Origin of the sequence: Acidilobus sp., from assembly GCF_049973875.1 — an archaeon.
Taxonomy (GTDB): domain Archaea; phylum Thermoproteota; class Thermoprotei_A; order Sulfolobales; family Acidilobaceae; genus Acidilobus.
In genome coordinates this window covers 13,374-37,960 of record NZ_JBMFJI010000012.1, presented here as the reverse complement: position 1 = coordinate 37,960, position 24,587 = coordinate 13,374, and the positions used below count along the sequence as shown (strand labels likewise).

The following is a 24,587-nucleotide window of genomic DNA, read 5'->3' as shown; positions in this document are numbered from 1 at the left end:
GTGATAATGAAGTTCCCCGGCAGGGTCGGCGACTCCCCCATAGTTGGGGCCGGACTTTACGCTGACGGGCTCTCAGCGTTTGCGGCCACGGGCATAGGGGAGTACATCATGTCGTTGGGCCTCAGCCTTAGGGCGTCGCTGGCCTACGCCCAGAGGAGGGACATCGCAGAGGCTGTGGAGTCCCAGATAAAGCTCATAACGGAGACCTTCGGCCCTGGCACCGCGGGCCTTATTGGGATAGACTTTATGGGCAACGCTTGGGGCGGCGCAAACACCAACGCAATGCCGTGGGGAGTAGCCGACGGCACGAGGCTCCTGGTGCTCGGTCTGCCCGAGGGCCACTCCTAGGTATGCTTCTAATTGTTTAAAACGGCTGCAGGCCTAATGCAACTAAACTAAATTGTAATATTAAAAGAATAAAGTAAATTTTTGAAACGTACACATATTAGTGGGCCCCTTTCTGATAGGATAAACCTTAAATATTCCCATTGAGAGGAGTCTCCCAGTGCCAGGAAAGTGGTGATTTTATGAAAGGCAGTCATAGTATAGGTTCAAATAACAGAAGGTCCCTCTCGACCACGGCCCTCGCGGCAATAATCATTGTAATAGTGGTTATAGTGGCCGTGGGTGGTTACCTTGCCTACACATCTACCAGACACCATGTAACGACGACCTCTTCTACCACTACTCCTGTTACTACTACAACAACTACTACGACACCCACGACTACAACCACTACCACAACCACTACCACGCCTATATCGCCCACTTACACCATGTCACCAGCGGCCCTCAGCTCATACTCAACTACCGCGGGCTCCCCCATATCGATAACCATATCAACATTTACACCGTCGGCTGGCAGCTACGTGCTTATCTACACGGGCAATGGATCCATAATTAACACCACCAAGTCTTACGCATCGCTGTACTACGCCTACCCAGGCCACTACCTGGTGTACTACGCCATATATAAGAACGGCCAGCTCGTGGGCAGCTCCCAGGGCAACCTGCTGGAGGTCCTCGTGGCCCCGCCGCAGTTCAACGAGAGCTACGCCCAGCTCATAACTGTGCCAGTGATAACGCTCGTCAGCCCCACCACTCCAGTGGTCAGCGTTGGCCAGCCAGTCAACCTCTCGGCGGGGTTCCTGCAGCCGCCCTCTGGCACCAACATGACCATAGAGGAGTACGTCTGGAACCTAGGCAACGGGACCACGATAACGATACCGTCAATTAACGGCACGGGCTACGCCGAGCAGGTGTGGCTAACGGGGTCGGGCAACACCACTTACCTGGAGCCGAAGGAGAAGTACGTAAAGGTAAGCTACAGCTCCCCAGGCCTCTACGCCGTGTCGCTTACGATAGTCGCTGAGAACATAACTACCAAGGCAACTTACAAGTACACCACGTACTACACCATAGCCGTCAGCTCCACCAGCTCGCCGTTCTCTGTATTCAGCCCACTCATAAGCGTGCCTAACCCAGGCACCATCATGGTTGCCGAGAACGTGCCCGGAGGGCCCTTCAGCTTCGACCCAGACATAGATTATGAGAGCGTGGGCTTTGAGGTCATAGCCAACATCTACGGGACGCTTATACAGTACTTCGGCGCTAACACAACTAAGTTCATACCGATGCTTGCCGAGTACGTGCCCACCGTTGGTCATGGCATTAACTCCAATTACACTGAGTACACCTTCCAGATAAGGCCCGGCCTCAGGGCGGCCAACGGCGACCCAATAACTGCCTACGACGTGTGGTACAGCGTCATAAGGGACATGCTCTGCGCCGGCGGCACGCCTGGCACGCCGGGCTGGATACTGACGCAGTACCTCATACCTAACTACACGCCATTCACCTTCGTGGTCACCTCCCCCAACGACACGCAGGGGGCGGAGGAGATCATAGACGCCATAACATATAACAACGCCACAGACACTGTGACGTTCCACCTGGCGCAGCCTACATCACCTGAGGCGTTCTTCACCGCAATAGCCGACCCGCTTGGAGGAGGAGTCCTTGACGCCAAGTGGCTCGAGGAGGTGGGGGACGGCATAAACTTCACAGGGCTCTACGACCACAACCTCACGCAGCTTGCCGAGGCCTTCTACAGCTACGAGCAGACATGCAGCGAGGGGAGCTACAACACCGCGGTGCAGTGGCCGTCTGGCGTGTCGGCCGGCCTCACGGGACCATACTACATAGCCGTTTACACGCCGGGCCAGAGCGTCGTGCTCAAGCCTAACCCGTACTGGCCCACGAACATAACCTACTTCCCGAGGCCGAACAACACCGTTGTAATAGAGTGGGTCAAGGACCCGACCACCGCCTATGAGCTGTTCGCCTCGGGCCAGGCCGACATAGTGACTGGACTGCCCAGCAGCTTCATACCTAGCCTTGAGGCCCTCGAGTCCAAGGGCCAGGCAGAGCTCTACGAGTTCCCAACGCTCAGCGAGTTCTTCTTCGTGTTCGTAAACAACGTGAGCCAGTCAGCCCTCCACCAGCTCAACCCGGCCTACCACATACCAAGCTGGTACTTCGCCAACCCGCTGGTGAGGGAGGCCTTCGCCTACGCCTTCAACTACACCGAGTACATAAATGACATAGTTGGCAACGTGAAGTACCACTTCAACTTCGGCAGCCTCTACTGCGGCGTGCTCATACCCGGCCTAAACTACTACTTCCCGCCATCCGAGCTCACGGGCTGCCCAACCTTCAACCTCACGTACGCTAAGCAGCTGCTCGAGGAGAGCGGCTTCTACAACATAAGCGTCTACTTCCCAATCGTCATATCAAGCGGAGACACGACTGACTACACTGCAGCAGAGATGTGGGCGGCCGCCCTCCACAACATAGACCCGAACATAAACGCTGTGCCGATATACCTGCCGTTCTCAACTATAATAAGTGACGAGGTGCCAGGCCAGAACCCAATGCCATTATACTACCTGGGCTGGATAGCCGACTACCCGCTGGCCTCTAACTTCATAAACGCCATGTACGAGCAGGGAGGAACGTACCCAAGCCCTGACGGGTGGAACGTGCAGTACTTTGAGAACCTCAGCGCGTACTTCAACCAGTCAAAGGTAAGCTACCCAGGCCTTAGCCCGAGCGTCGAGCCTGAGATAGGCAAGTGGCTCTGGCAGGAGGCCATGGAGTACCAGGAGCTGAACAACATAATCGCTAAGGCTGACGCCGCCGAGCTCGCCAACAACGTGACCGCCGCCTCCACCTACTACAAGCAGGCTGAGGACCTGGCCATAGAGCTTTACATGTACGTCTACACGATACAGCCCAACGAGTACTGGGTCGTCAAGCCGTACATGCACGGCTACATGGGCATGATATCGTGGGAGGAGAACCCAATGGTCGGAGGCTCTGGAGACAGCTGGTACTTCTGGTGGGTTAAAGGTTAGCCAACAGATTTTCAAATAATAACCTTAATATTTTATTGATTTTTCACACTCTAACGCTTTTTAGGTTCCACTTTTGTTCTCCGTTGTCGTGGAGGGTGGTTTAAAATAAGGCTCTGGCAGTACATACTTAAGAGGGTTCTCTACTACATACCCACGCTAATAGGGCTCACAGTGCTGGTCTTCGCTTTAATACACGTTGGCGGAGTCACAAAGCTCCTAGCCATGTACATAAATCCGAGGCTCACCGGGCCTGCGAGGCAGCAGCAGATCCAGATGCTAATAGAGAAGTTCCACCTCAACCAGCCCCTCTACGTTCAGTACTTCTACTGGCTTGACGCGGTGCTTCGCGGCAACCTTGGCTTCACCGCCACAAGTTTCTTCAGCGGCCCCGTGACCCAGGCCATAGAGATCTTCTTTCCCAACACGGCAATGCTAGCAATAGTTGCTGGCATACTTACGTGGCTGATGGGGATACCCCTGGGCACCTGGTCCGCCGTCAGGAGGGACAAGCCGGATGACATAGCTATAAGGGTCATCTCCTACGGCCTTTACGGCATGCCTGTCTACCTGATAGCCTTTGCCCTGATAATTATCTTTGGGGCCTACCTCAAGGTGCTGCCCATCTCAGGGACCGTCAACACCGCCCTCCTGGCAGGGGTCAGCTGGTACCGCAATGGAACCTCCTACCCTACTCACGTGATACTTATAGACGCAATAATACACAGGGACTGGCCGGTGGCCCTGAGCGCCTTTGAGCACCTGCTGCTGCCCGCCTTCACGCTGGCTCTGGCTGTCATGGCAGGGGTCATAAACATACTCAGGGCCTCCATGCTTGAGGTCCTGGACCAGGACTACGTTAAGTTCGCCAGGTCCAAGGGACTGCCAGAGAGGGTTGTTATAAACAAGCACGCCAGGCCAACCGCTATGTTCCCAGTCTACACGAACTTCGCCTACACCGTGGCCGGCATGCTTAGCGGCGTAGTTGTCATTGAGGATGTATTCAACTACCCTGGCATAGGCTACTGGCTCACGCTGGCTATGGAGGAGAACGACATGGGGGGAATTATGGCCGGGACCCTGCTCTTCGGCCTGATATTTATAACAGTCAGCCTCATGCTTGACATAGTGTTTGCCCTTAAGGACCCGAGGGTGAGGCTGGGATGAACATGCTTGCTATAGCGGCCGCGGCCGTCGCCTTCGTGATCTTAGCGCTTTCCGTGATGTTCGCCAGAGGGCGGAGGTCCCTCTCAATTCTGACGCCCGAGAGGAAGCTCTCCCTTCAGGTGTTCTTCTCAAATAAGCCCGCCGTCGCCGGCCTCGTAATAGTCCTAGCCTATGTGATTGACGCCTTGCTCGTCCAGTTCGCGCCGTGGGCGCTGGGCCTCAGGCACCCCTACGCGCTGGTGCCTAACTACGCCGACCCTATACCGCAGCCCCCGTCCTGGAAGCACCTCCTGGGCACAACTTACCCGGGCGTTGACCTGCTCAGGGCTGTGATAAAGTCGATAAGGGTAGACTTAGCTCTCTCCGTCGCGGTCGTGCTTCCAGGGGCCTCCATTGGGATAGTCATTGGCATACTGGCCACCTACCTGGGCGGCATAGTTGACGACGTGCTCATGAGGCTCACTGACATATTCTTCAGTATCCCCTACCTAGTCCTGGCTGTTGCCGTGGGCTACGTGCTTGGGAGGGACCTGAAGAGCCTCCTAATAGCGCTCATAGTTGTCTGGTGGCCTCTCTACGCCAGGTACACCAGGAGCGTCACGCTTCAGGTGAAGGAGATGACCTTCATAGAGGCCGCCAGGGCCGCTGGGGCCAGCAACGTGAAGATAATGTTTAGGCACATACTTCCCAACGCCCTGCCCCCAGTGCTGGTGCAGATGTCAATGGACCTCGGGACCATAATGCTCGTCATATCAACGTTGGCCTTCATCGGCTTCCTGCCCGTCTCCAACTTCCCAGAGCTGGGCTACCTCACCACGCTTGGCATCCAGTACCTAACCACAGCGCCCTGGACGGTCATAGTGCCCGGTTCCTTCATTGTGATTTTCGCAGTTGCTGTCTACTTGATGGGCATGGGCCTCATGGACGTGATTAACCCAAGGAGGAGGAGCTCGCTATGAGCGGGAACGAGAGGACTCCAGTAGTTGTTGTCAGGAACCTCAGGCTCGCATACTACACCAGAAGGGGCGTCTACAAGGCGCTGAACGGAGTTGACCTGGAGATCTACAGGGGTGAGGTGCTTGGAGTGGCGGGGGAGAGCGGCTGCGGCAAGAGCACGCTGGGCCTCACAATAATGGGCCTCACGCCCAGGAACGCCGCCGTAACTGACGGCCAGGTCCTTGTTGACGGCTTTGACGTAGTCGCGCCGCTCAGGGAGTACTTCAAGAAGGCAAAGAAGTTCAAGGCCGATAAAAACGAGGACGTGCTAAAGAGGCTCCACAAGAAAATGATGAGTATAAGGGGCACCAAGATATCAATGGTGTTCCAGGAGCCTATGACAACTCTTAACCCTGTGCTGCCGGTGGGCTACCAGATAGCAGAGGTGGTGCTTCAGCACAACCCCGCGCTCCTCGCCAAGAGGAGGCTTGCAAGGGCCAGGGCCACAAAGGACGACGTTAAGGCTGTCTTAGGTTACCTCAAATCTAATGACTATGATAACCTGAGGGAGTTCGTCAAGGCCAGGGGGCTCGAGGGCCTTGATGACCAGGTTATAGCTATCTGGAGAAGGAAGGACATACATGACATAGTCAAGGAGCTCAGGATCCTTAACCTCTGCTGTCAGAAGATCAGCCCAATGCTAGCGAAACCCCTAGAGGACGTGGCCAGGACGAACAGGATACCTAAGACGCCGGTCGTATCTTCAATCGTGAGGAGGGAGCTCATCAAGGAGGGCTACATCAAGGCGGCCGAGTTCCTGGGCCTGCTCGGCATGCCAGAGCCCGAGAAGGTGGTTAAGATGTACCCGCACGAGCTGAGCGGAGGGCAGAGGCAGAGGGTTGTCATAGCCACGGCTATGATTAATAGCCCCGAGCTAGTAATACTTGACGAGCCCACCAGCGCCCTGGACGTGACCATACAGGCCCAGATACTGGAGCTCCTCAAGGAGCTCAAGAAGGACATAGGCTCAGCCTTCATGTTCATATCCCACGACCTGAGCGTGCTGTACCAGGTCTCCGATAGGGTGGCTATAATGTATGCGGGGAAGGTGGTCGAGGTGGGCCCCAAGGAGGCGGTCTTCAAGGAGCCCAAGCACCCCTACACGCAGATGCTCCTTGAGGCCGTGCCGACCATAGAGCCGCATGAGCTCAAGGGCATAAAGGGCGAGGTCCCTGACCTAAGGAACCCGCCGAGCGGGTGCATGTTCCACCCCAGGTGCCCGTTTGCCATGCCAGTCTGCAGGTCCAGGGAGCCCCCGACCGTAGATCTCGGCAATGGGCATAGGGTGGCCTGCTGGCTTTACGCTGGAGGTGAGAGGCAGTGATAATAGCTGGAAGGAACCTTAAGATGTACTTCCCCGTCAAGGGCGTCAGGGGGGCCTACGTAAGGGCCGTTGACAACGTCAGCGTTGAAGTCAAGGAGGGCGAGATAGTAGGCCTGGTGGGCGAGAGCGGCAGCGGGAAGAGCACCCTCGGGAGGCTGCTGATAAGGCTCCTTGAGCCCACGGCGGGCGACGTGCTGTTCAAGGTTCCTGACAATGAGCTTGAGAACTACGACGCCGCCCTTGAGAGGAACGACCTTGAATCAGCTAAGAGGATAGCGTCTAAGTACTCTATCCTAAAGCTGAGGGGGTCAGCCCTCAAGCAGTTCCGCAGGGAGGTCGGCATAGTCTTCCAGGACCCCTACTCGTCGCTTGACCCAAGGCTAAGGATAGCAGACGTCATAGCCGAGCCAATGATAGAGACGGGCTTTGCCAGCAGGGACAAGGCCATGTCAAGGGTCTACGACCTCCTGGAGGAGGTGCAGCTTCCCAGGGAGTTTGCTGACAGGTACCCGCACGAGCTGAGCGGAGGGCAGAGGCAGAGGGTAGCCATAGCCAGGGGCATAGCAACCAACCCTAAGTTCGTCGTGCTCGACGAGCCCACCAGCGCCCTGGACGTCTCTGTTCAGGCGGAGATACTCGAGCTGCTGAAGGACCTCAGGGAGAAGTACAACATGGCCATGCTCCTCATAACTCACAACATCTCCGTAGTCTCATACATGGCCGACAGGATATACGTTATGTACGCCGGCAAGCTGATGGAGAAGGGCCCCAAGTCGGCCGTGATAAAGAGCCCCGCCCACCCGTACACGCAGGCGCTGATATCTTCGGTGCCCCAGGTGGGCAAGTTGATGCAGAGGGTGGTGCTCAAGGGGGACGTGCCCAGCCTTGTCAGCCCTCCCAAGGGGTGCAGGTTCCACGAGAGGTGCCCGGTGGCTGTGGCGACCTGCGGGTGGACCTCTGACGAGGTCGCGGAGGCCCTCGTCAGGCTCTCTGAGGCCAGGTACTCTGAGCTCAGCAGCAGGCTTTCAATCAAGGTAATAGATGAGCTTACCTTGGCGGTCAGCGGCATCTCATCAGGGGAGCTGAAGTCCATAATAGATAACGAGTCAGAGGAGGTCAGGGCCCTTAAGTCTATAGAGTCAGTCAAGGAGGAGGACGGCAAGGTCATTGTAAAGCTAAGCAGGTATGCTGAGCCCTCGATGCGGGCTGCCTCCGAGGGTCACTATGCGGCGTGCCACCTGGTCAACCCAAGGTCTCAGACCTGAAGCCTTGAATAGAGATCCTTTCTTAGCCTGACCCCTTATATATACTGGTCCAGTAGTAGGAACAGCGGTGACAGGGGAGAGGACCACTAAAGGGCCGCAGGCGCCAAAACCTGAGGGCCCCAAGCCCTCAGGTCAAAGCGCCGCGACCAACTGGAACCCTCACGGCCCCTGGCTGTGAGGGCTTCCGATGGCCCTCACCCCTGTCACCTCCTGGGCCCTCACTCCACCCTGATAACCGCTTCCTCGCCATACCCAACTATGACCCTCCTGTAGCCCCTGAGCTGCCTGTTAAGCTCCTCATCGCCGGTGTCGACCCGGAGCACCTTAAGCCTTGAGATCTTGTCCTTAGTTGAAATTATTATAATGTTGTCTACTCCAACAGCCCTTATCACCTGGGGGCTGAGCTGCTGGTTCCCCCTCCCCAGCAGGAAGCCCTGGCCTCCAAGCGGGGACAGCACCACCTTAGCCTTGCGGTAGGTCCTCAGCAGGTCAAGTATCTGGGCCTCGTTGAGGTCCAGGCCCACCACCTTGCCGTCATAGACTGCGTCCACGCCGAGAAGGGTCTTAGGAACCCCCAGCTCCTCGGCTATCGCTGCAACTGAGGTCCCAGGCCCCAGTAGGTAGAGGGTCCCAGGCTCCATGTTCTCAACGACGTACTTCGCTATGGACTTAAGTTCTTCCACGTCATGTCTTGAGGAGTCCTTACCCTCCAGCACGACCTCCGGCGTCCTGGGAACCATGGCGTAGCCGTAAAGCCTGACCATGAGCTCGCCCCTCCTGAAGGCCTCCTCGTCTATGTCAAGCACCTCGGCCCTGACCAGCTCGGCCTCCCCGCTGAGGAACTTCCTCAGGGCCTCGGCCGCCGCGGCCGGCGTCTCGGCAAAGACTCCACTGTACATCTTAACCCCTGAGGGCACGCCGAGTATTGGCACCCTACAGTCAACCGCACTGACAATGTCCCTGGCAGTGCCATCCCCTCCAACGAAGACTATCAGGTCCACCTGGCTCATCATCATAGAGGCGCACCTCCTGGTGTCCTCAGCGCTTGTCAACCCGCCCTCACGCGCGCACCTAACCACTGCAGGCCTGAGGCCCTCCTCGGCGGCCTCCTCCTCGCCCATGATGCCGTTGGGGGTCACCAACTCCACGCCGTGGGGCAGGGACCTCAGGAACTCCCTGGCCCTTGAGGGGGCCACCGGCTTCGAGCCAAGGCTCAGGGCCTTCAGGTAGGCGTCCCCGTCCGTCCCCTTCAGGCCCACCCTGCCCCCCATGCCAGCTATTGGGTTAACTATGAGCCCAACCCTGCCCTTCATTTTGCTTCACTTTCAGCGGGGGGTGAGGGACGCTCTTTAACCTGCGCTACCTCTGGTGAAGTTAATGGGCAGGAGGTCCCTGAGCGAGGTAATAGGCGCCTTCATAGTACTTGGCGTGGTGCTCCTCGCCGCCATATCGCTCGTCAGGATGGGCTCTGAGATCGTAGGGTACTCGGAGAGGGTGTCGTCGCAGCTCTTTCAGAGGGCCGCAGAGGAGGCGACCCCTCCTAAGCTCGAGCTCCTGGTTAACGGCTCCAGGCTTTACCTGATGGTGTCGCCTAACTCCCCACTTAACATCTCCTATGCCATAGTTGAGGCCAGCGGCAACGTGTTTATAGAGAAGGTTAACAGGCTGGTCAGCTCGTCAGAGGCCCTGCCGCTGCCGGGCAACTACTCCGCCTGCCAGAACGTGAGCGTGTACCTGGTGACTTCAAGTGGGGCAGTGTTTACTTACTCAGCGTCCTCGGACCCGCTCATCGCTAAGGCGTGCGGGTGGAACACCTCAGCCGCTGGAGGGGGCTACCAGGCTACAGGGCCTTCGCAGGCATACCTTGGGCCGGACTCCTACCCGGCCGCCCTTGACATGGTCTACATATCTGGGCTCGACGGGGGTAACTCCACGCTTGAGTACCTGGGGGAGGTCAACGTGACTGTTCACCTGGCGGGGAAGCTGCTCAATTACATCAACGTAGTTGTCACCTCAGGGGGCAGGAGCCTCAGCGGGACGGTGAGCCCCTCAGCTGGCGACTACGTTACCTTGCTGGGCTACATCAACGTCTCTGGACAGAACTTGGCGGTGGCAGCCTACGATATACCGAGCAGGGGCGTGGTGGGCATAGCAATAGGGGGCCCGGGCGACCTAGTTAACTACACGGGCCACGTCAGCGTCAGAGGGTTCATCTCTAACCCCTACACTACCATACTGTCAACTGTCCTGGCGTCGCTGGTGGGCTACTCGGGCAACTTCACATCGAAGTGGTTCATAGGTAACCCCATAATTAACACCACGTACTACTACCGCTACAACTCCACTGCAACGGGCTACGGCTCAACCCTGGGGCCCATAAACCTTGCCTACTATGTGATGTTTTACCACGACCCGCTGATACTCTGGCCAACCACGATAAACCTTAACGCCTCCCTGAGCCTGAGGATCTACCACGCCGCTGGAGAATCCTACGTGAACCTCAGCCTTCCGTCGCCGCTCTCGCTCTACTCAGTGCCAGTCTACACCAATGCCAGCGAGAGGACCTACGTGGCCGAGGAGCTAATGGCAATGTACGGCCCCTTCAAGGTGACCTTCCAGACCGGGCTGGGGGAGGCCTCTGAGTACTTCGGTAACGGCACCTTCCTCATCCAGAGCAGCTCAATATACGTGGAGTCCCCTGAGATGGTCATGATGCCGATAACCTCTAACCTGACCTTTAACTACACCAACTACGGCAGCTACGTCAGCGGCGCCGCCTGGGCCAGGCGCGTGTTCTACATGGAGCCGCTCGCGTACCTGCTTGAGGTCAACGACTCCTCCTACAGCGTGTTCCTGACGCCTCCCACATATCGCAGCAGGCCAGTACTTGTCAACGGGCTCACGGAGCCAGGGCCCGTGCTGGCCGTGATACCTGGGGCTAACGTGACCCTGCCGTGCCCCGGGCTGCTGTTCCCTGCGCAGGTCAAGGGACTAAGCGTCTCCCTTGGAAGCCCCCTGGCAGTTGGGCGGTCCCTACCCCAGCTCCAGTCGGGGCTTTACCTTTACGTTTGCCCTGACCAGGAGTACTGGCTGGTCTACTCATGACGTGACCGGGCACCAATCAACTATAAGCCCTTGGCCTAACAGAGCACGCCAGAGGGGGCTTGATACAGGGGGTAAGGGTAAAGTACGACGCTGAGCGATGGGAGGTCCTGCGAGGGAAGAGGGCCCAGGCCGAGGTCCTGCTGAGGGCCCTGGGAGGGCTCAACGCCTTCGTGTACGGCAGCGTTGCCAGGGGCGACGTGAGGCCATCCAGTGACGTTGACGTAGTAGTTCTTAATAACGTGCCCCCATTCATGGTTGAGGTCAAGCTTGAGGCCGCTGGCCTGAGGCCCTACGCCAAGGAGATAGTCCAGGCGACCCCCAACTACGTTCCAAAGGCCTACATTTACCTTGACCCAGACCTCAAGGTCACCGTCAGCTTCCCCCTGGGCAGGATGAGGAAGAGGGAGGCCGAGTTCTACTCCTGGGGAGGGAAGCTCGACCTGGACGGCCTCAGGAGGGGGCTCAGGGTCCCAGGGGTCAACAAGGAGTTGAACCTAATAGTTCCCACGGAGGACGGCCACATAGAGTATCCCGTGGCGGGCCACGAGGCTGAGGTGGCGAGGCTGCTTAACATAAGCTTGGACACCGTTGAGGAGAGGCTCAGGGTCCTCAGCAGGAGGAGGGAGGTTGGGAGGACCGGCACCTTCCTTAAGGTCGAGGTCCCCCCGGATGAGCCCCTAGAGGACGCGGTGAGGAGGATCGCGGGGAGGAACGAGTTCTTCAGGAGGGCCGTGGACCTCTAGGCTTTTATTTTGAAGGGCACTGGGCAGGTGGGAGCTGAAAATGTCGGCGCAGCCCGTGAGGATAGCCCTCGTGGTCTCCGAGTTTAACTATGACATAACCAAGATGATGGAGGAGAAGGCGCTGAGCCACGCCAAGTTCCTCGGGGCCGAGGTGCCAGTGGTGTTCCACGTGCCAGGCTTCTTCGACTCCCCCTTCGGCGTGGCCCAGGTGATAAAGCTTGACTACGTTGATGCGGTCGCAGTTATAGGCGCCGTAATCCAGGGACAGACCAAGCACGACGAGCTGATAGCCAACCAGGCCACGAGGGCCCTCGTGGACCTGTCGCTCCAGTACAACAAGCCCGTGACCCTCGGGGTCATAGGGCCCGGGGCCTCCAGGGCCCAGGCCCTCGAGAGGATAGAGGAGTACTCAAGGAGGGCCATAGAGGCCGCCGTGAAGCTGGTAAGGAGGCAGAGAGAAATGTCCGCCCTCAGCTACACCCCGGGCCAGACGCTAGTGGTGGAGTGATCTTGAGCGGGTGCGTCAAGGTAACCCTGGTGGAGCTCGCGAGGTACAGGGAGTGGACGGAGCTGCTCGGGAGCGACAGGGAGTGGAGGATACAGGAGGAGCAGTCAAGGATTTACAGCAGGGCGCAGGAGGCGGCCTCCTCAAGGGGGGGCCTTGCCATACCCCTGAGGTACGACTACCTCCTACTCCTCACCAGCGGGCTCTCAGATGACGACGTAAGGGCCATAGTGGACTCCATAAAGGAGGAGTCGCCCGTTGAAGTGAGGTACTCCACGGCGGCCTCACGAAGCCCCGCCGCGGCGGTCTCAAGCGCCTTCGCGATACTAAGGGGGAACGCCGGAGGCCAGCGGGAGGACTGCAGCCAGGAGGTCTCGGTCCTCGGCCACGTGGACCTTGACGACGTTACAGGACTCACCGAGAGGACTGACCCCCTGGAGGCCTTCCACAGGGTTCAGGAGCTGCTCCACTACGTCTCAAGGGAGGCCAGGCTGTACGGCGGCATAGCCCAGTACCTTGGAGGTGACAACATACTCGTTGTAATGCCCGTTGACAACTATGAGGCCCTCGCCAGGAGGCTCTCCGAGACTGACAGGGTTAAGGTTGGAGTGGGAGTTTCGGCCACGCCTAGAAGGGCCGCCGAGCTCGCCACTAAGTCGCTTGACTGGATCAGGAGCCACAGGGGGGCCGCCTACGTAAAGGTCATGGATGACCTCAGGGCCCCCGTGACGGCCTCAAGCGGCGAGGGAAAGGCCGTTAATACATGACCCCCCTTGTGGCGATCTTGATGGGACCCCCAGCCCTCCAGGAGTGACCTCGGGGGAACTCCAGGGGCCCCTCGAGCTCCTTTAGGCCCTCCTCCTCATTCCCAGCCCACAGCTTGGCCCAGGCTGCCAGGACTTTGGAGTCGTCGAGGGCCCTTTGAGGCATGTCATTTGTGGCCGTTATGTCTATTCCCACCGACGTTGTGACCCTAGATATAGGTGTTATGGGGCCGCACGTGTACATGAGCACAAGCCCCCCGTAAACTGTGGCATACCATAGGGAAAGCCTGACGGGGTCCCACCCAGCGGGAGGGCTCCACTGGGAGAACGAGAGGTAGGCGTCGTTTATCGCCTTCTCCACGTCGGGCTCCGCGGCAAGCTGTGCGCCCTCAAGGGGGGCGGCCACCTTAAGGCACCTGGAGGACGCCAGGATAGCCGCGGGCCTCACCTTGACCAAGGCGAGGGCACCTCACATGTGGATAACCGTGCTGAACCCGGAGCCCTGGTCCACGTGGGCTACCTCTGCGTTGAAGAAGCTCACTATGAGCGCGTACTCGTTGACTAACACTCTCACACTCTCGCCTATAGCCGAGGGCCCTATGTTCTCGTCGTATATTACCTTGCTGACAACTATCGTGTCCGGTAAATCGAGCTGAGGCTGGAACACTATTATGCAGGATGGGCACAGTGACGTGACGTTAACCAGCAGCTGACTCATGAGCTTCGCCCTGTCCTTCGGAGTCATTGAAGACAGGGCCGTCCTGTGTTGGTCTGCCACCTTGACTACCATACTTATCACCAGCCTGTCAGCCTTAGTCTTGGGCTTCTGAACCCCCAGCAGGACCCTGAGCGGGGCCTTCACAGTGGCGTTGAGGGCCCACTCGACCGGCGCTCCAGCGGGCACTGGAACCTCATCAACGTCTATCTCCTCGTCCTTGAGCCACCTGGCCACGTCGTCCTTGAGCCCCAAACCAGACGCCTGATAGCTTCTAACTACACACAGTTATTAACCTTCTCAATGCCTTTAACCTTGGGCGAGAGCTTTGCTGGAGGACCTGCTGTCCAGGCTTGACAGGCTCAAGGAGTTCCTGACAATAAAGCCCCTCTACTACGACCTCAACACCAACGAGTTCGTCTGGATAGACACCAGGCAGCTGCCCTGGAGTGAGGTCTACATAAGGACTAAGGACTACAACAGGGTCGCCAGGGCCATAAAGGACATGGAGATAAGGGGCGCGCCTGCCATAGGCGTCACGGCGGCCTTTGGCCTCACGCTGGCGGCCGTGCACTCTAAGGCTAAGAGGGCTGAAGAGCTGATGAACGAAATAAAGGAGGCCTACGGCGTCCTTGCAGCCACCAGGCCCACCGCCTACAACCTGTTCTGGGCCCTTGACAGGACGTGGAGGGCCGCACAGAGGGCCTTTGAGGCCGAGAACGACGCTGACGCCATAAGGGAGGCCGTGCTGAGGGAGGCCTTCACCATATACGTTGAGGACGTTGAGAACAACGTAAACATGGGCAGGAACGGGGCCAAGCTAATAGATAACGGCGACAGGATAGTGACGCACTGCAACACGGGCTCCCTCGCGACCGCGGGCTTCGGAACGGCCCTGGGGGTCATAAGGTACGCCTGGCACGAAGGCAAGAGCATAAAGGTCTACGCTGACGAGACCAGGCCCCTGCTCCAGGGAGCCAGGCTGACTGTGTGGGAGCTCAAGAAGGACGGCATACCCGTGACCCTGATAGTTGACGGGGCCTCAGGGCTGCTCTTCAGGAGGAGCATGGCTGACCTTGCAATAGTTGGCGCTGACAGAATAACGCTCAGCGGCCACGTGGCTAACAAGATAGGCACCTACAACCTGGCGCTCGCGGCCAACGCCAACGGCAAGGAGTTCTACGTGGCGGCCCCCACGAGCACGATACAGCCCGTGGTGGGTGAGGACTCAATAATTATTGAGGAGAGGTCGCCGGACGAGGTGAAAACGATCCTAGGTCGCCTAACCATAACCGTCGAGGACGTCGAGGCCTGGAACCCAGCCTTCGACATAACGCCCCCCGAGCTTGTGTCCGGCATAATAACTGAGAAGGGCGTGGCGAGGAGGCCCTACGAGAAGACTTTAAAGGAAATCATAGGCCTAACGAAATAAAGGCACATCTAACCTTTTTAAAGCCTCGTATGTACCCCTCTGCCTGGGACCTTTCATGGTCTCTCACCCCTGCACCGCAGACGAGGCTAAGCCTCCTTCGGAGGGCCAACTGGCGAGGTTTGAGAACGGCAAGCTCATAGTACCTGATAACCTGATAGTGGCCTACTTCAAGGGCGACGGCATAGGGCCTGAGATCGTTGAGAGCGCCAAGAAGGTGCTTGACGCCGCCGTTGACAAGGCCTATGGCGGCACCAGGAGAATAGTGTGGTGGGAGGTGGCCGCTGGCGAGGAGGCCCAGAAGGAGTGCGGCTCCCTGCTGCCTGACGGCACGCTTCAGGCCTTCAAGCTGGCCCGCGTCAACCTCAAGGGACCCCTGACCACCCCAGTGGGGGGAGGCTTCAGGAGCCTCAACGTGACCCTCAGGATGGTGCTTGACCTATACTCAAACGTCAGGCCAGTCAAGTGGTATGGCCAGCCGACCCCGCACTGCCACCCAGAAAAGATAGACTGGGTGATATTTAGGGAGAACACGGAGGACGTCTACGCTGGCATTGAGTGGTCCTTCGACAGCCCCGAGGCCCAGAAGCTAAGGGACTTCCTCAAGAGGGAGTTCGGGGTAGAGCTGACCCCGGACACGGGCATAGGCATCAAGCCCATATCCAAGTGGAGGACTCAGAGGCACGTCAGGAGGGCAATGGAGTGGGCCATAAGGAACGGCTACAAGCACGTCACAATAATGCACAAGGGCAACATAATGAAGTACACTGAAGGCGCCTTCAGGCAGTGGGCCTACGACCTCATACTCTCGGAGTTCAGGGACTACGTTGTCACCGAGGACGAGGTAAACACTAAGTATGGAGGCAAGGCGCCTGAGGGCAAGATAATAGTTAACGACAGGATAGCTGATAACATGCTGCAGCAGATAATAACTAGGCCCGGCGACTATAACGTGATAGTGACTCCCAACCTGAACGGAGACTACATAAGCGACGAAGCCAACGCCCTGGTGGGCGGCATTGGAATGGCCGCAGGACTTGACATGGGTGACGGCGTGGCCGTCGCCGAGCCCGTCCACGGCAGCGCCCCCAAGTACGCAGGCAAGAACGTCATAAACCCGACCGCCGAGATACTGAGCGGCATGTACCTGCTCAGCGACTTCGTGGGATGGCCAGAGGTCAGGCTGCTAGTTGAGTACGCAGTCAGGCAGGCGATCGCCCACAAGCAGGTGACCTATGACCTGGCCAGGGAGATGGGAGGGGTAACGCCGATATCGACTACGGAGTACACTGACGTACTAGTTGACTACATAAGGCACGCGGACCTCAAGGCCCTCAAGGGCCAGTGAGGCCCTCCCCGTTTTGTCCTTCACCCTCTATTTTCTTCAGGATGTCGCACACCTCTGAGAGCCTGTTCACCCTATACTTCGCCACGCCCTCGAGGGACATATCATTACCCATGGCAACCGGGTAGCCTACAAGCCTCATGGCATCTGCGTCCCACTGCGAGTCGCCGACGTACATGACCTCGCCGAGGCTGACCCCGAGCTCTCCTGCGATGAGCTTTATGGCCCTGGCCTTGTTGACCCCCACCGCCGCCACGCCCCCAGGGACCAGCCTCCACCTGGAGTCGAAGCTCAGCTGGTTCGCCATCCACAGGTCAGCGCCGATCACGTCAGCGACCCTTGTCACTAGGAGGTCTATGCCTCCACTCAACAGGGCTATCCTCTTACCCATCCTGTGGATGCATATCGAGACATCCCTTATGCACGGCCTCAGCGGTATCCTTGATAATATCCTCTCCAGGTCCCACCTAGTTATTTGGCCTCCGGTTGCCTCAACCCAGAGGCCGGTGTCCAGCCTGAGCCAGTCCTGGTATGTTATCTCACCCCTCTCGAACAATTCAGCGTACTGCCTGGCCCTGTCGGCGACTCCAAGGGTCTCGTGGACGAAGCCCCAGCTGCTCTTAACCTCTGTGAGGACGCCGTCAACGTCAAATACCACTGCCTTAACCTTCAATGTCCCGCAGGTCCCCTGGCCCTGGGAGGCCTGGGGGCTTTATTATGATTTTTGACCCATAAGGGCCTTGGCCGAGGCGAACGGGCAGCTCAGCCGCTCACGTCCTACTGACCTGCCCATCACCCAAATCAATAAGCGTCCCCAGTGACTTGAGGAGTGACACCACCGCGGCCCTGTCGCTGCACACGAACGTGTGAGGCCTCTGGGAGTCCGTGGCCCCAAGCATTCCCATGGGCCTCAGCGACTCAAGCTCCATTAGCCGTCCGGCCAGCTCGTCCTCCGCCTTAACGCCAGAGCTCCCAACCCTGTAGAATATGAACTCGACGGAGGCCGCGGCCCTCGATATGCAGTCTACGTGCCACCAGCAGCGCTCGGCCCCCCAGAAGTGCCTTGAAATCCTTGACCTAAGCCCTCCCGGCCCCCCGGCGCTGCCTACATATAGCACAAGCCCTGGCCCAGCCGAGCCCAGCACCTTGCCTCCCCTGCCCATAATGATAGCCGGGCTGTCGAGCCTGAAGCAAATGGCGTAGACTCCCTTGCGGGAGGGAAGCGCGTCAACAACGCCGTCAGGGCGGCGTCTGATACCCCGGAGAGCGTCACTGCCCCTAAGGGCTCCCTCCGGGCACAACTTACTTCACCCGCCGCCTTAAGTTAATGCACGTAGGTGGAAGTATTATACTTATGTGCCAGGAGCCCGCTTATGTCATGAGCAGCCAAGGTAAGGCCTCGCTGCCCTGCCCTTTACTTTGGCCTGGCCCGCGGGACGCAGGGCCTGACGCCCAGGTTTGAGGCCACGTACTTCTTCAGCTCCGACAGCGAGGGAACGCCTATCATGCGCAGTTCCTTGAGCAGCCTCCCCTGGGATACAACGGCCCAGTAGAGCGTCGGGGAGTCCTTGACCTTGAACTGCTGGAAGGCCCTCCTGGCCATTGTGTCAAGGCACATTGTAGTGAACCATGTGCACGAGACCACGTAGATTGTCGCCCTACAGGAGTACATTTCAACTATGTCGGGCATCTTGAGGTCCAACACAGCGCAGGAGGCGCACCAGTTGTTCCTAAAGTATATCAAGTTCAGGCCGTCGCTGAGGGAGGATGGACTTAAGCAGCCGGCTTTTGACCAGCCCTTACCCCTGCTGTAGACGTAAACCCCTTCGGCCTTAGGTATAACGTCTGATGACACTGCCCTGCGCCTCAGCCGCTCCCTCTATTCACATAAGTGATGAGAAAAGAAAATAACAGGAAAAGGACTGGTTTATAGCTCATTGCTCACCCGTAGAAGGGCACCCACTTTGCCCAGTCGGCCGTGTGCTCAAACGTGGCCATGCCGCCTATGTATGCTGACAGCAGGGCTGCCAAGACAAGCAGTATTACCTCTAGGTATGCGACGTACCTTGACGACTTGCCCAGGTTAAGGAATGGACCAAGTATTCCAGAGAGCCCTACCAATACGAACAGCGCCGCCGCTGCCGCAGGAGAGTTAGTTAGGTGATACTTAGCTATGTCAGCTGCATATATCAGGACGGAGACCGAGAGGAACGCTATGGCTATAGTGGGACCCTTGAGGTCCACACCCGTTATAAGGGCGAGGCCCAACATGAGAAGCGCGACCCCGTAAAGGGCGTATGGATCCATGAGCACTATGTTGTAGGAGCTTGGCAAAGGCCACGTCATGGAGCCCCAGAGGCCCATCACTAAGGCGTAGACGCCTATTGCAAAGAAGGCGTAACCAAAGCTCCTGTCGGCCTGCTGCCCCCTGCCCATGACAAACCTGTAGGTCACCCAGGCAGCTGCCGTGAGGAGCCCCCAGGCCAGCACCGCGAGCCAAATGTCTAGGGTGTCTACGAATAGAGGGTCTGCCACGCTCCTTCCCCTTTCTCTAGTCAGAGATCATAGTATTTAAGATTTTCTCTAGCAAGAGTACGTTCGTGCCCTTGACGACTCTAAATAATGCGGGGCCGCGCGGGGAAACCCTTAGGCTTTGCTTCCCGAGGCCGCCGCGCCCTTCACTGCCTCAACTATGGGGTCCGTCACCTCGGGCCCGTAGCCCTCGCGCGGGTCCTCAAGCAGGGGCAGCTCAACCCTGCCCGTGTAGCCCGTGAGCTCAAAGAGCTCCGAGGCCTTGGAGACCCAAGGCTTGCCGTCCATCACTAGGATCTCCATGGCGCTCCTGTACCTCCTCCCGTCGACTATGTAGGCCTCTCCCGGCGACACCAGGACAACCAGGTCTGGGGCGGCCGAGGCTGGGGTTGGGGCTGCAACGTCACTGTTAGACTCTATTACCACCACGTCGCTCGACCTCTCCTCAAGGGCTATGCAGCTGTCGGCGGCCTCGTTGGCTGAGCCCATGAATATGCCCTCCACGACCTGCTCATTTACCTGGACCGGGGGAGGGGTCAGGTATGAAACTATGTCCTGGACCTCCTGTTCAACGGGGCGAGTGACCCTTGAGAGCGCGGCGGAGTTGACCAGGTGAACGCTGGAGCTGCCGCCGACGCAGCTTGTTATCCTGAGGAGGGCCGCCCTGGAGTACGGCTGTGAGAGTGAGGCCTCGTACGCTGTCCTGCTGGGGTACTTTGACCTCGGCGTGGGGACCAGCAGGGCCCCGACGGGGTTCACTATCTCCACTGGGAGCCTCTCGCCCGACGCCTTGTAAAGCACGTAACCGTCCTCGGTGGCTAGGACGTGAAGCCTGCGCGTATATGCAACGGCGTCTGGAGAGCCCCACAGGTCCGTGGCGCCCACCGGCTTTGAAGGCGCCACCGTAAAGCCCTCCCGTATCAGCTGAGCTGTTAAGCTCGCCGCCAGTGTCGTCTTGCCTGAGTTCCTTGGCACTAGGCCAGCCACCAGCACCTTCAAACTCTGTCCCCGACTCGTGAGACGGTAAGCCTTTATCTCATATACGGCTTAGCCTCTGTCGTGGCCAGAGGGAGGCAAATGAAGGTGCTCCAGGTAGACGGCAGCATGGGAGAGGGAGGGGGCCAGGTGCTGAGGACGTCATTAGCCCTAGCGGCTGTCCTTGGGGTGCCGGTGAGGGTCTACAACATAAGGGTCAAGAGGTCAAGGCCTGGGCTACAGCACCAGCACCTGGAGTCCGTCAAGGCCATAGAGGAGATGTCGCACGGCAGGGTTGAGGGCGCAAGGCTCGGCTCCACCGAGGTGACCTTCTACCCTGGCAAGATATCAGGGGGCGAGTACAGCTTTGACATAGGCACCGCGGGCAGCATAACGCTTCTGCTCCAGGCTATAATGCCGCTCATGGTCGCCGCTGAGGGCGAGGTCAGGGTCCGCGTCAGGGGAGGCACGGACGTGCCCAAGTCGCCCCCGATAGATTACTACCGCTTCGTCCTGAGGCCCCTCCTCTCTAAGTTTAACGTGGAGCTAGACGTAGAGCTCATCAGGAGAGGGCACTACCCAAGGGGCGGGGGCGAGGTCGCAGTCAGGGTTAAAAGAAACGGGGCCCTCAGGCCCGTTGACCTGGTGCGCGCGGGGAGGCTCATCAGGGTCGAGGGCCTCAGCCACTGCGTCAGGCTCCCGGCGCACGTGGCCATAAGGCAGGCCAGGGCCGCGAGCGAGGCGCTCAGCGGCCTCGGGGTGCCAGTCAATATTGAAGTTGAGCATTACGAGGGCAGGCCAGACCCGCACCTGGGCCCCGGAAGCGGGATCGTGGTATGGGCCATCACGGAGAACTCCGTCCTGGGCGGCGATTCCCTTGGAGAGAAGGGTAAGCCCGCGGAGCAGGTTGGCAGGGAGGCGGCCACCTCACTGATGCAGGACCTCTCAACTGGGATGGCGCTGGACAGGCACTCCTCTGACATGCTTCTAATATACGCTGTCCTGAGCAGCGGGGTCAGCAGGCTGGGAGGGGCCTCGCTGACCTCCCACGCCAGCACGGTGGTGGAGCTAATCAAGATAATGGCCCCTGAGGCCTCGATATCAGTTGAGGGAAGGCCCGGGTCGCCCTTCACGGCAACAGTCAGGGGCCTGGGCCTCCTGTAGGCCGCATATAATCAATCTGCCCCCTTCATGTAGTCCGTTAACGGCGCTCAGCTGCTGCATATGAGGTATAGCTCTGTATTTACGTGTATACATATTAGCATAAAAGTTAAAAGTAAGAAAGCTTACGACTACGGCGGTGTAAGTTACGGAAGCCCTCAAGAAAGTCCTTGCGGCTTTCGCGCTGGCCCTAGTAATAGCTGCCCTGGCAGCTCCCTTCACGTCGCTGGGACCCCGCGTCTCCCTGGCTCAAGGTGATGAAGTTTACTCTAACTTTACGGTGACTCCCACCGGCTACCTTACAGTTTACCTCTACGGTGTGCCTCCCTCATCTAAGGTGCTGCTCTGGTGGGGCGTAGAGCCGTACCCGCAGGGGCCGTGGAGCACAGTTAACGGCACCCCAGGGAACATGGAGACGCCCATGACTTACAACAGCTCAATAGGGGCCTTCCAGGCCACCGTGGGGCCGTTCAAGAATGGCACATGGATAGGCTACGTCTTCAACGTGAACGGGAACACCTGGCTAAACTACGACAACCACCCGTTCTGGAACTGGAACGTTATAATTAACCCGCCAGCTAACATAGTCGGCTTCACCAGGGCCTGGGTGCTGCCGAACGGCTCCATAGTTATAACTACCATAGGAAGGCCGCCGGACGCCCTGCTGCTGTGGTGGGGCCTCACGACAGGCCCGCAGCCGGGCCTGCCCTGGTACAACACGGTTGGTAAGCCTGGAAATAACGTGAGCGTAATGCACTACAACCCACTCTGGGGCAACTACACCGTGATGATAGGACCCTTTGAGCCCGGCCAGTGGGTCCAGTGGGTCTACCATGACAACACCACTGGGGCCTGGATACACAACAGTAACGTGAGCTCCAGCGCGAACTTCGCAATACAGGACGTCTACACACCTGTGCACGTCGTCGCTGCCTACTACAACGAGTATGTCTACCTTGTCGGGGAGCAGACCAAGGTCAACGTTACATTGCAGAACGAGGGCCCGGCCGCAAGCTACGACGTGGCCCTTGTCGTGGGAACCAAGGCTGTCTTCAACTCAACGGTCACCATACCGTCTGGAACCACCAACCTAACTTTCAGCTTCCCTGTTAACTACCCGCAGGGCATTTACAACGTGTACTTCCTGGTAGGCACCTCAGGCCTGTGGCAGAACACCTCGCTGCCGCAGCTCTACGTGCTTAACACCACCGGCAAGAAGCCCATAAGCGTCGTGATAGTGTGGAACATGCATCAGCCTCTCTACATAGAGCCCAACGGCACCTGGGGCCAGCCCTGGGTGCAAATTCACACGGGCCAGGATATGGACTGGGACGGGCAGCTCGTGGGGGCCTATGAGCTGCAGGCTATGCTGCTCAACGAGTTCCCCAACATAAACGTAACCATAGACTTCACGCCGGTGCTCCTCTACCAGTGGGAGGCCTTCCTGCACCAGTCGAGCCCGACCTTCACGACGTCAGGCGTCAACGTAACCCATGACATTAACGCCACCGAGTACACGCTGAGCCTCTACAGGAAGCTGGTCAGGGAGGGCAGGCTCCAGGTGCTTACAGTGCCCTTCTACCACCCACTCATGGCAATAGAATATGATAACGGCTGGTCCTCGGACCTGCTGGCGCAGATACTCATGGGTAAGAACATGACCGAGTACGTCTTTGGCGTCGTGCCCAACGGCGCCTGGACCCCCGAGATGGCCTTCAACATGGGCCTGGTCTGGCTCTACAACGAGACGGGCATCAACGCCACCGTGCTGGACTACCAGGCCTTCGTGCAGATGGCGCCCGACCTGACCGTCGTATCAGGGAACCTTAACAACGGCCCCTACGGAGTCTACGTGGTTCAGAACTCCCTGGGCCAGAGGATCTACGTGCTGTTCAGGGACACCGACCTCTCTAACGAGTTCGCGTTCCTCTTCTTCCACCAGTCGCCGCAGCTGACGGAGCAGGAGCTGCTCCAGTACCTGGCCAAGGTCTACATGGAGCACCCAGGAGGCGTCGTAGTGGTTGCCCTTGACGGCGAGAACCCGATAATATTCAACTCGATGCCGCTCTCAGGCGAGGACCTCTACGCCATATATCAGGCCCTTTCAAACGCCGAGGGCCAGGGATGGCTCGTCACCCAGACGGTTGACCAGGCAATAGCTACCCACGGCGTGTCGGCCGTGCTGACAAACCTGCCGGAGGAGAGCTGGGCCCTCAGCCTCAACAACTGGAACAACGGCTACAGGGGCAAGGTGCTCATCTGGAGGAACGTGACCGAGGCCAGGGAGTACCTGGTGGCGTTCTCAAACGTGCTCGGCATGCCCACGTCGCCCTTGGTGCCGCTCTCGTTTGCCCACGCGCCAAACGCCAGCATAGCCGCCTTCGAGGCCATGACCCATACGCCCGCCTACATAAACGTCTCTGGCTACACCGAGGCTAACCCGCTTTACATGTACTACTCGCTGTGGAACTACCTCTACGTCAGCGAGGGCAGCGACTGGACGTGGCAGGCCGGGCCGCCCAACTACGGGCCGCAGTGGTTCTCCGTGCAGCCCATAATATATGACAGCGCCATAGTAAACTACGTCAAGTCCCAGCTCTCTAAGATAACCCCAAGCGGCGCCATACCGCTGCCTGGACTGAAGGGGGTGACCGTGTTCATAAACGACAGCCTCGGCGCGCCGTTGCCCATAGCGTCCCACGTAATAGTTGTCGTGAGCAACGGCACCGCCAACGCTAGCGCTGAGGTGACCCTGTACCCTGGAGTTGACATAGCAATAGTTAGGGGCGTCTACTTCAGGCCCTCGTCGCCCGTCTCGGTCTACATATACGCTCCACTGAACGCCTCGCAGCTGGACTCCTACATAGTGCCCTTCGGCAAGTACGGGCTCCTGATCTCCAGCGGCACCTTCGGGCTCGGCAACGTGACGTTCAACGTTAACGCGGTGCACATAGCTAACATGAACACCACGACGACTGGGACCACCCAACAGGCAGCGCAGCCAAGCGGGTACAGCGTCTGGGTAGTCGTTACGTTGGTTATAGTCGCAGTTATAATAGCAGTCATAGTTGGATACCTTAGGCTCTAAGCTTAGCTAAGCTCAGAACCTTCAATTCATTCTCCCTTATTTTCTTTTTCTTCTCCTGGG

The 24,587-nt window shown here is 58.4% G+C and carries 22 protein-coding genes; 14 read left to right on the top strand and 8 right to left on the bottom strand.

The features are described 5' to 3' along the window. The 6 genes from ACP5H1_RS05595 to ACP5H1_RS05570 all read left to right on the top strand — a co-directional run. A partial coding sequence (locus tag ACP5H1_RS05595; protein ID WP_427972744.1) for an isoaspartyl peptidase/L-asparaginase occupies positions 1–348 on the top strand: 348 nt, incomplete at its 5' end. A 179-nt stretch (positions 349–527) separates the two neighbouring features. After that, the gene (locus ACP5H1_RS05590) at positions 528–3,416 is read left to right on the top strand and encodes an ABC transporter substrate-binding protein (protein ID WP_427972742.1); all 2,889 of its coding nucleotides are present in this window, start codon (positions 528–530) and stop codon (positions 3,414–3,416) included. Positions 3,417–3,587: 171 nt separating this feature from the next. Continuing rightward, positions 3,588–4,580 carry an ABC transporter permease gene (locus ACP5H1_RS05585; RefSeq protein WP_427972739.1) on the top strand — a complete coding sequence of 331 codons (993 nt, stop codon included), beginning with the start codon at positions 3,588–3,590 and terminating at the stop codon, positions 4,578–4,580. After that, entirely contained in the window at positions 4,577–5,539 is a 963-nt protein-coding gene (locus ACP5H1_RS05580; RefSeq protein WP_427972737.1) for an ABC transporter permease, read from the top strand. Before ACP5H1_RS05585 ends, ACP5H1_RS05580 begins: the two co-directional genes overlap by 4 nt. Next, positions 5,536–6,900 carry an ABC transporter ATP-binding protein gene (locus ACP5H1_RS05575; RefSeq protein WP_427972734.1) on the top strand — a complete coding sequence of 455 codons (1,365 nt, stop codon included), beginning with the start codon at positions 5,536–5,538 and terminating at the stop codon, positions 6,898–6,900. The genes ACP5H1_RS05580 and ACP5H1_RS05575 overlap by 4 nt, the downstream gene beginning before the upstream one ends. Next, on the top strand, positions 6,897–8,165 hold the full coding sequence (locus ACP5H1_RS05570) for an ABC transporter ATP-binding protein (protein WP_427972731.1): 1,269 nt from the start codon (positions 6,897–6,899) through the stop codon (positions 8,163–8,165). Before ACP5H1_RS05575 ends, ACP5H1_RS05570 begins: the two co-directional genes overlap by 4 nt. A gap of 218 nt (positions 8,166–8,383) precedes the next feature. On the opposite strand, the gene ACP5H1_RS05565 is transcribed toward ACP5H1_RS05570, so the two are convergent. Beyond that, positions 8,384–9,478 carry an ATP-NAD kinase family protein gene (locus ACP5H1_RS05565; RefSeq protein WP_427972728.1) on the bottom strand — a complete coding sequence of 365 codons (1,095 nt, stop codon included), beginning with the start codon at positions 9,476–9,478 and terminating at the stop codon, positions 8,384–8,386. 64 nt (positions 9,479–9,542) lie between these two features. Here ACP5H1_RS05565 and ACP5H1_RS05560 point away from each other — a divergent pair, with 64 nt between their 5' ends. The 4 genes from ACP5H1_RS05560 to ACP5H1_RS05545 are packed head-to-tail and all read left to right on the top strand — an operon-like array spanning position 9,543 to position 13,285. Beyond that, a complete protein-coding gene (locus ACP5H1_RS05560) occupies positions 9,543–11,270 on the top strand; it encodes a hypothetical protein (protein ID WP_427972726.1) in 1,728 nt (575 codons plus the stop codon). Between the two features lie 59 nt (positions 11,271–11,329). Further along, on the top strand, positions 11,330–12,013 hold the full coding sequence (locus ACP5H1_RS05555) for a nucleotidyltransferase domain-containing protein (RefSeq protein WP_427972723.1): 684 nt from the start codon (positions 11,330–11,332) through the stop codon (positions 12,011–12,013). A 40-nt stretch (positions 12,014–12,053) separates the two neighbouring features. Continuing rightward, complete coding sequence (gene ribH, locus ACP5H1_RS05550; RefSeq protein WP_013266730.1) at positions 12,054–12,521, top strand: 6,7-dimethyl-8-ribityllumazine synthase; 468 nt, start codon at positions 12,054–12,056, stop codon at positions 12,519–12,521. Positions 12,522–12,523: 2 nt separating this feature from the next. After that, complete coding sequence (locus ACP5H1_RS05545) at positions 12,524–13,285, top strand: GTP cyclohydrolase IIa (RefSeq protein ID WP_427972719.1); 762 nt, start codon at positions 12,524–12,526, stop codon at positions 13,283–13,285. Here the strand turns inward: ACP5H1_RS05545 and ACP5H1_RS05540 are convergent. Both ACP5H1_RS05540 and ACP5H1_RS05535 read right to left on the bottom strand, forming a co-directional pair. Then, on the bottom strand, positions 13,275–13,739 hold the full coding sequence (locus tag ACP5H1_RS05540; protein WP_427972716.1) for a hypothetical protein: 465 nt from the start codon (positions 13,737–13,739) through the stop codon (positions 13,275–13,277). The two genes, ACP5H1_RS05545 and ACP5H1_RS05540, sit on opposite strands and share 11 nt — an antisense overlap. Before the next feature lie 12 nt (positions 13,740–13,751). After that, positions 13,752–14,252 carry a DUF2299 domain-containing protein gene (locus tag ACP5H1_RS05535; RefSeq protein WP_427972714.1) on the bottom strand — a complete coding sequence of 167 codons (501 nt, stop codon included), beginning with the start codon at positions 14,250–14,252 and terminating at the stop codon, positions 13,752–13,754. A gap of 73 nt (positions 14,253–14,325) precedes the next feature. Here ACP5H1_RS05535 and mtnA point away from each other — a divergent pair, with 73 nt between their 5' ends. Both mtnA and ACP5H1_RS05525 read left to right on the top strand, forming a co-directional pair. Then, on the top strand, positions 14,326–15,429 hold the full coding sequence (gene mtnA, locus ACP5H1_RS05530) for an S-methyl-5-thioribose-1-phosphate isomerase (protein WP_427972712.1): 1,104 nt from the start codon (positions 14,326–14,328) through the stop codon (positions 15,427–15,429). Positions 15,430–15,484: 55 nt separating this feature from the next. Further along, positions 15,485–16,774 carry an NADP-dependent isocitrate dehydrogenase gene (locus ACP5H1_RS05525; RefSeq protein ID WP_427972710.1) on the top strand — a complete coding sequence of 430 codons (1,290 nt, stop codon included), beginning with the start codon at positions 15,485–15,487 and terminating at the stop codon, positions 16,772–16,774. Here the strand turns inward: ACP5H1_RS05525 and ACP5H1_RS05520 are convergent. From ACP5H1_RS05520 to ACP5H1_RS05500, 5 genes are all read right to left on the bottom strand, one after another. After that, entirely contained in the window at positions 16,761–17,444 is a 684-nt protein-coding gene (locus tag ACP5H1_RS05520) for an HAD family hydrolase (RefSeq protein ID WP_427972707.1), read from the bottom strand. The genes ACP5H1_RS05525 and ACP5H1_RS05520 overlap by 14 nt on opposite strands. Before the next feature lie 97 nt (positions 17,445–17,541). Beyond that, entirely contained in the window at positions 17,542–18,072 is a 531-nt protein-coding gene (locus tag ACP5H1_RS05515) for a DUF123 domain-containing protein (protein WP_427972705.1), read from the bottom strand. A gap of 113 nt (positions 18,073–18,185) precedes the next feature. After that, entirely contained in the window at positions 18,186–18,626 is a 441-nt protein-coding gene (locus ACP5H1_RS05510; RefSeq protein ID WP_427972704.1) for a hypothetical protein, read from the bottom strand. 86 nt (positions 18,627–18,712) lie between these two features. Then, positions 18,713–19,306 (bottom strand): DUF981 family protein, encoded by a 594-nt coding sequence (locus tag ACP5H1_RS05505; RefSeq protein WP_427972703.1) that lies wholly within the window; start codon positions 19,304–19,306, stop codon positions 18,713–18,715. Between the two features lie 111 nt (positions 19,307–19,417). After that, entirely contained in the window at positions 19,418–20,302 is an 885-nt protein-coding gene (locus ACP5H1_RS05500; RefSeq protein WP_427972701.1) for a hypothetical protein, read from the bottom strand. Between the two features lie 78 nt (positions 20,303–20,380). On the opposite strand from ACP5H1_RS05500, the gene rtcA reads away from it, so the two are divergent. Continuing rightward, the gene (gene rtcA, locus ACP5H1_RS05495; protein WP_427972698.1) at positions 20,381–21,442 is read left to right on the top strand and encodes an RNA 3'-terminal phosphate cyclase; all 1,062 of its coding nucleotides are present in this window, start codon (positions 20,381–20,383) and stop codon (positions 21,440–21,442) included. Positions 21,443–21,719: 277 nt separating this feature from the next. Further along, positions 21,720–24,527 (top strand): glycoside hydrolase, encoded by a 2,808-nt coding sequence (locus ACP5H1_RS05490; protein WP_427972696.1) that lies wholly within the window; start codon positions 21,720–21,722, stop codon positions 24,525–24,527. Positions 24,528–24,587: the final 60 nt, after the last annotated feature.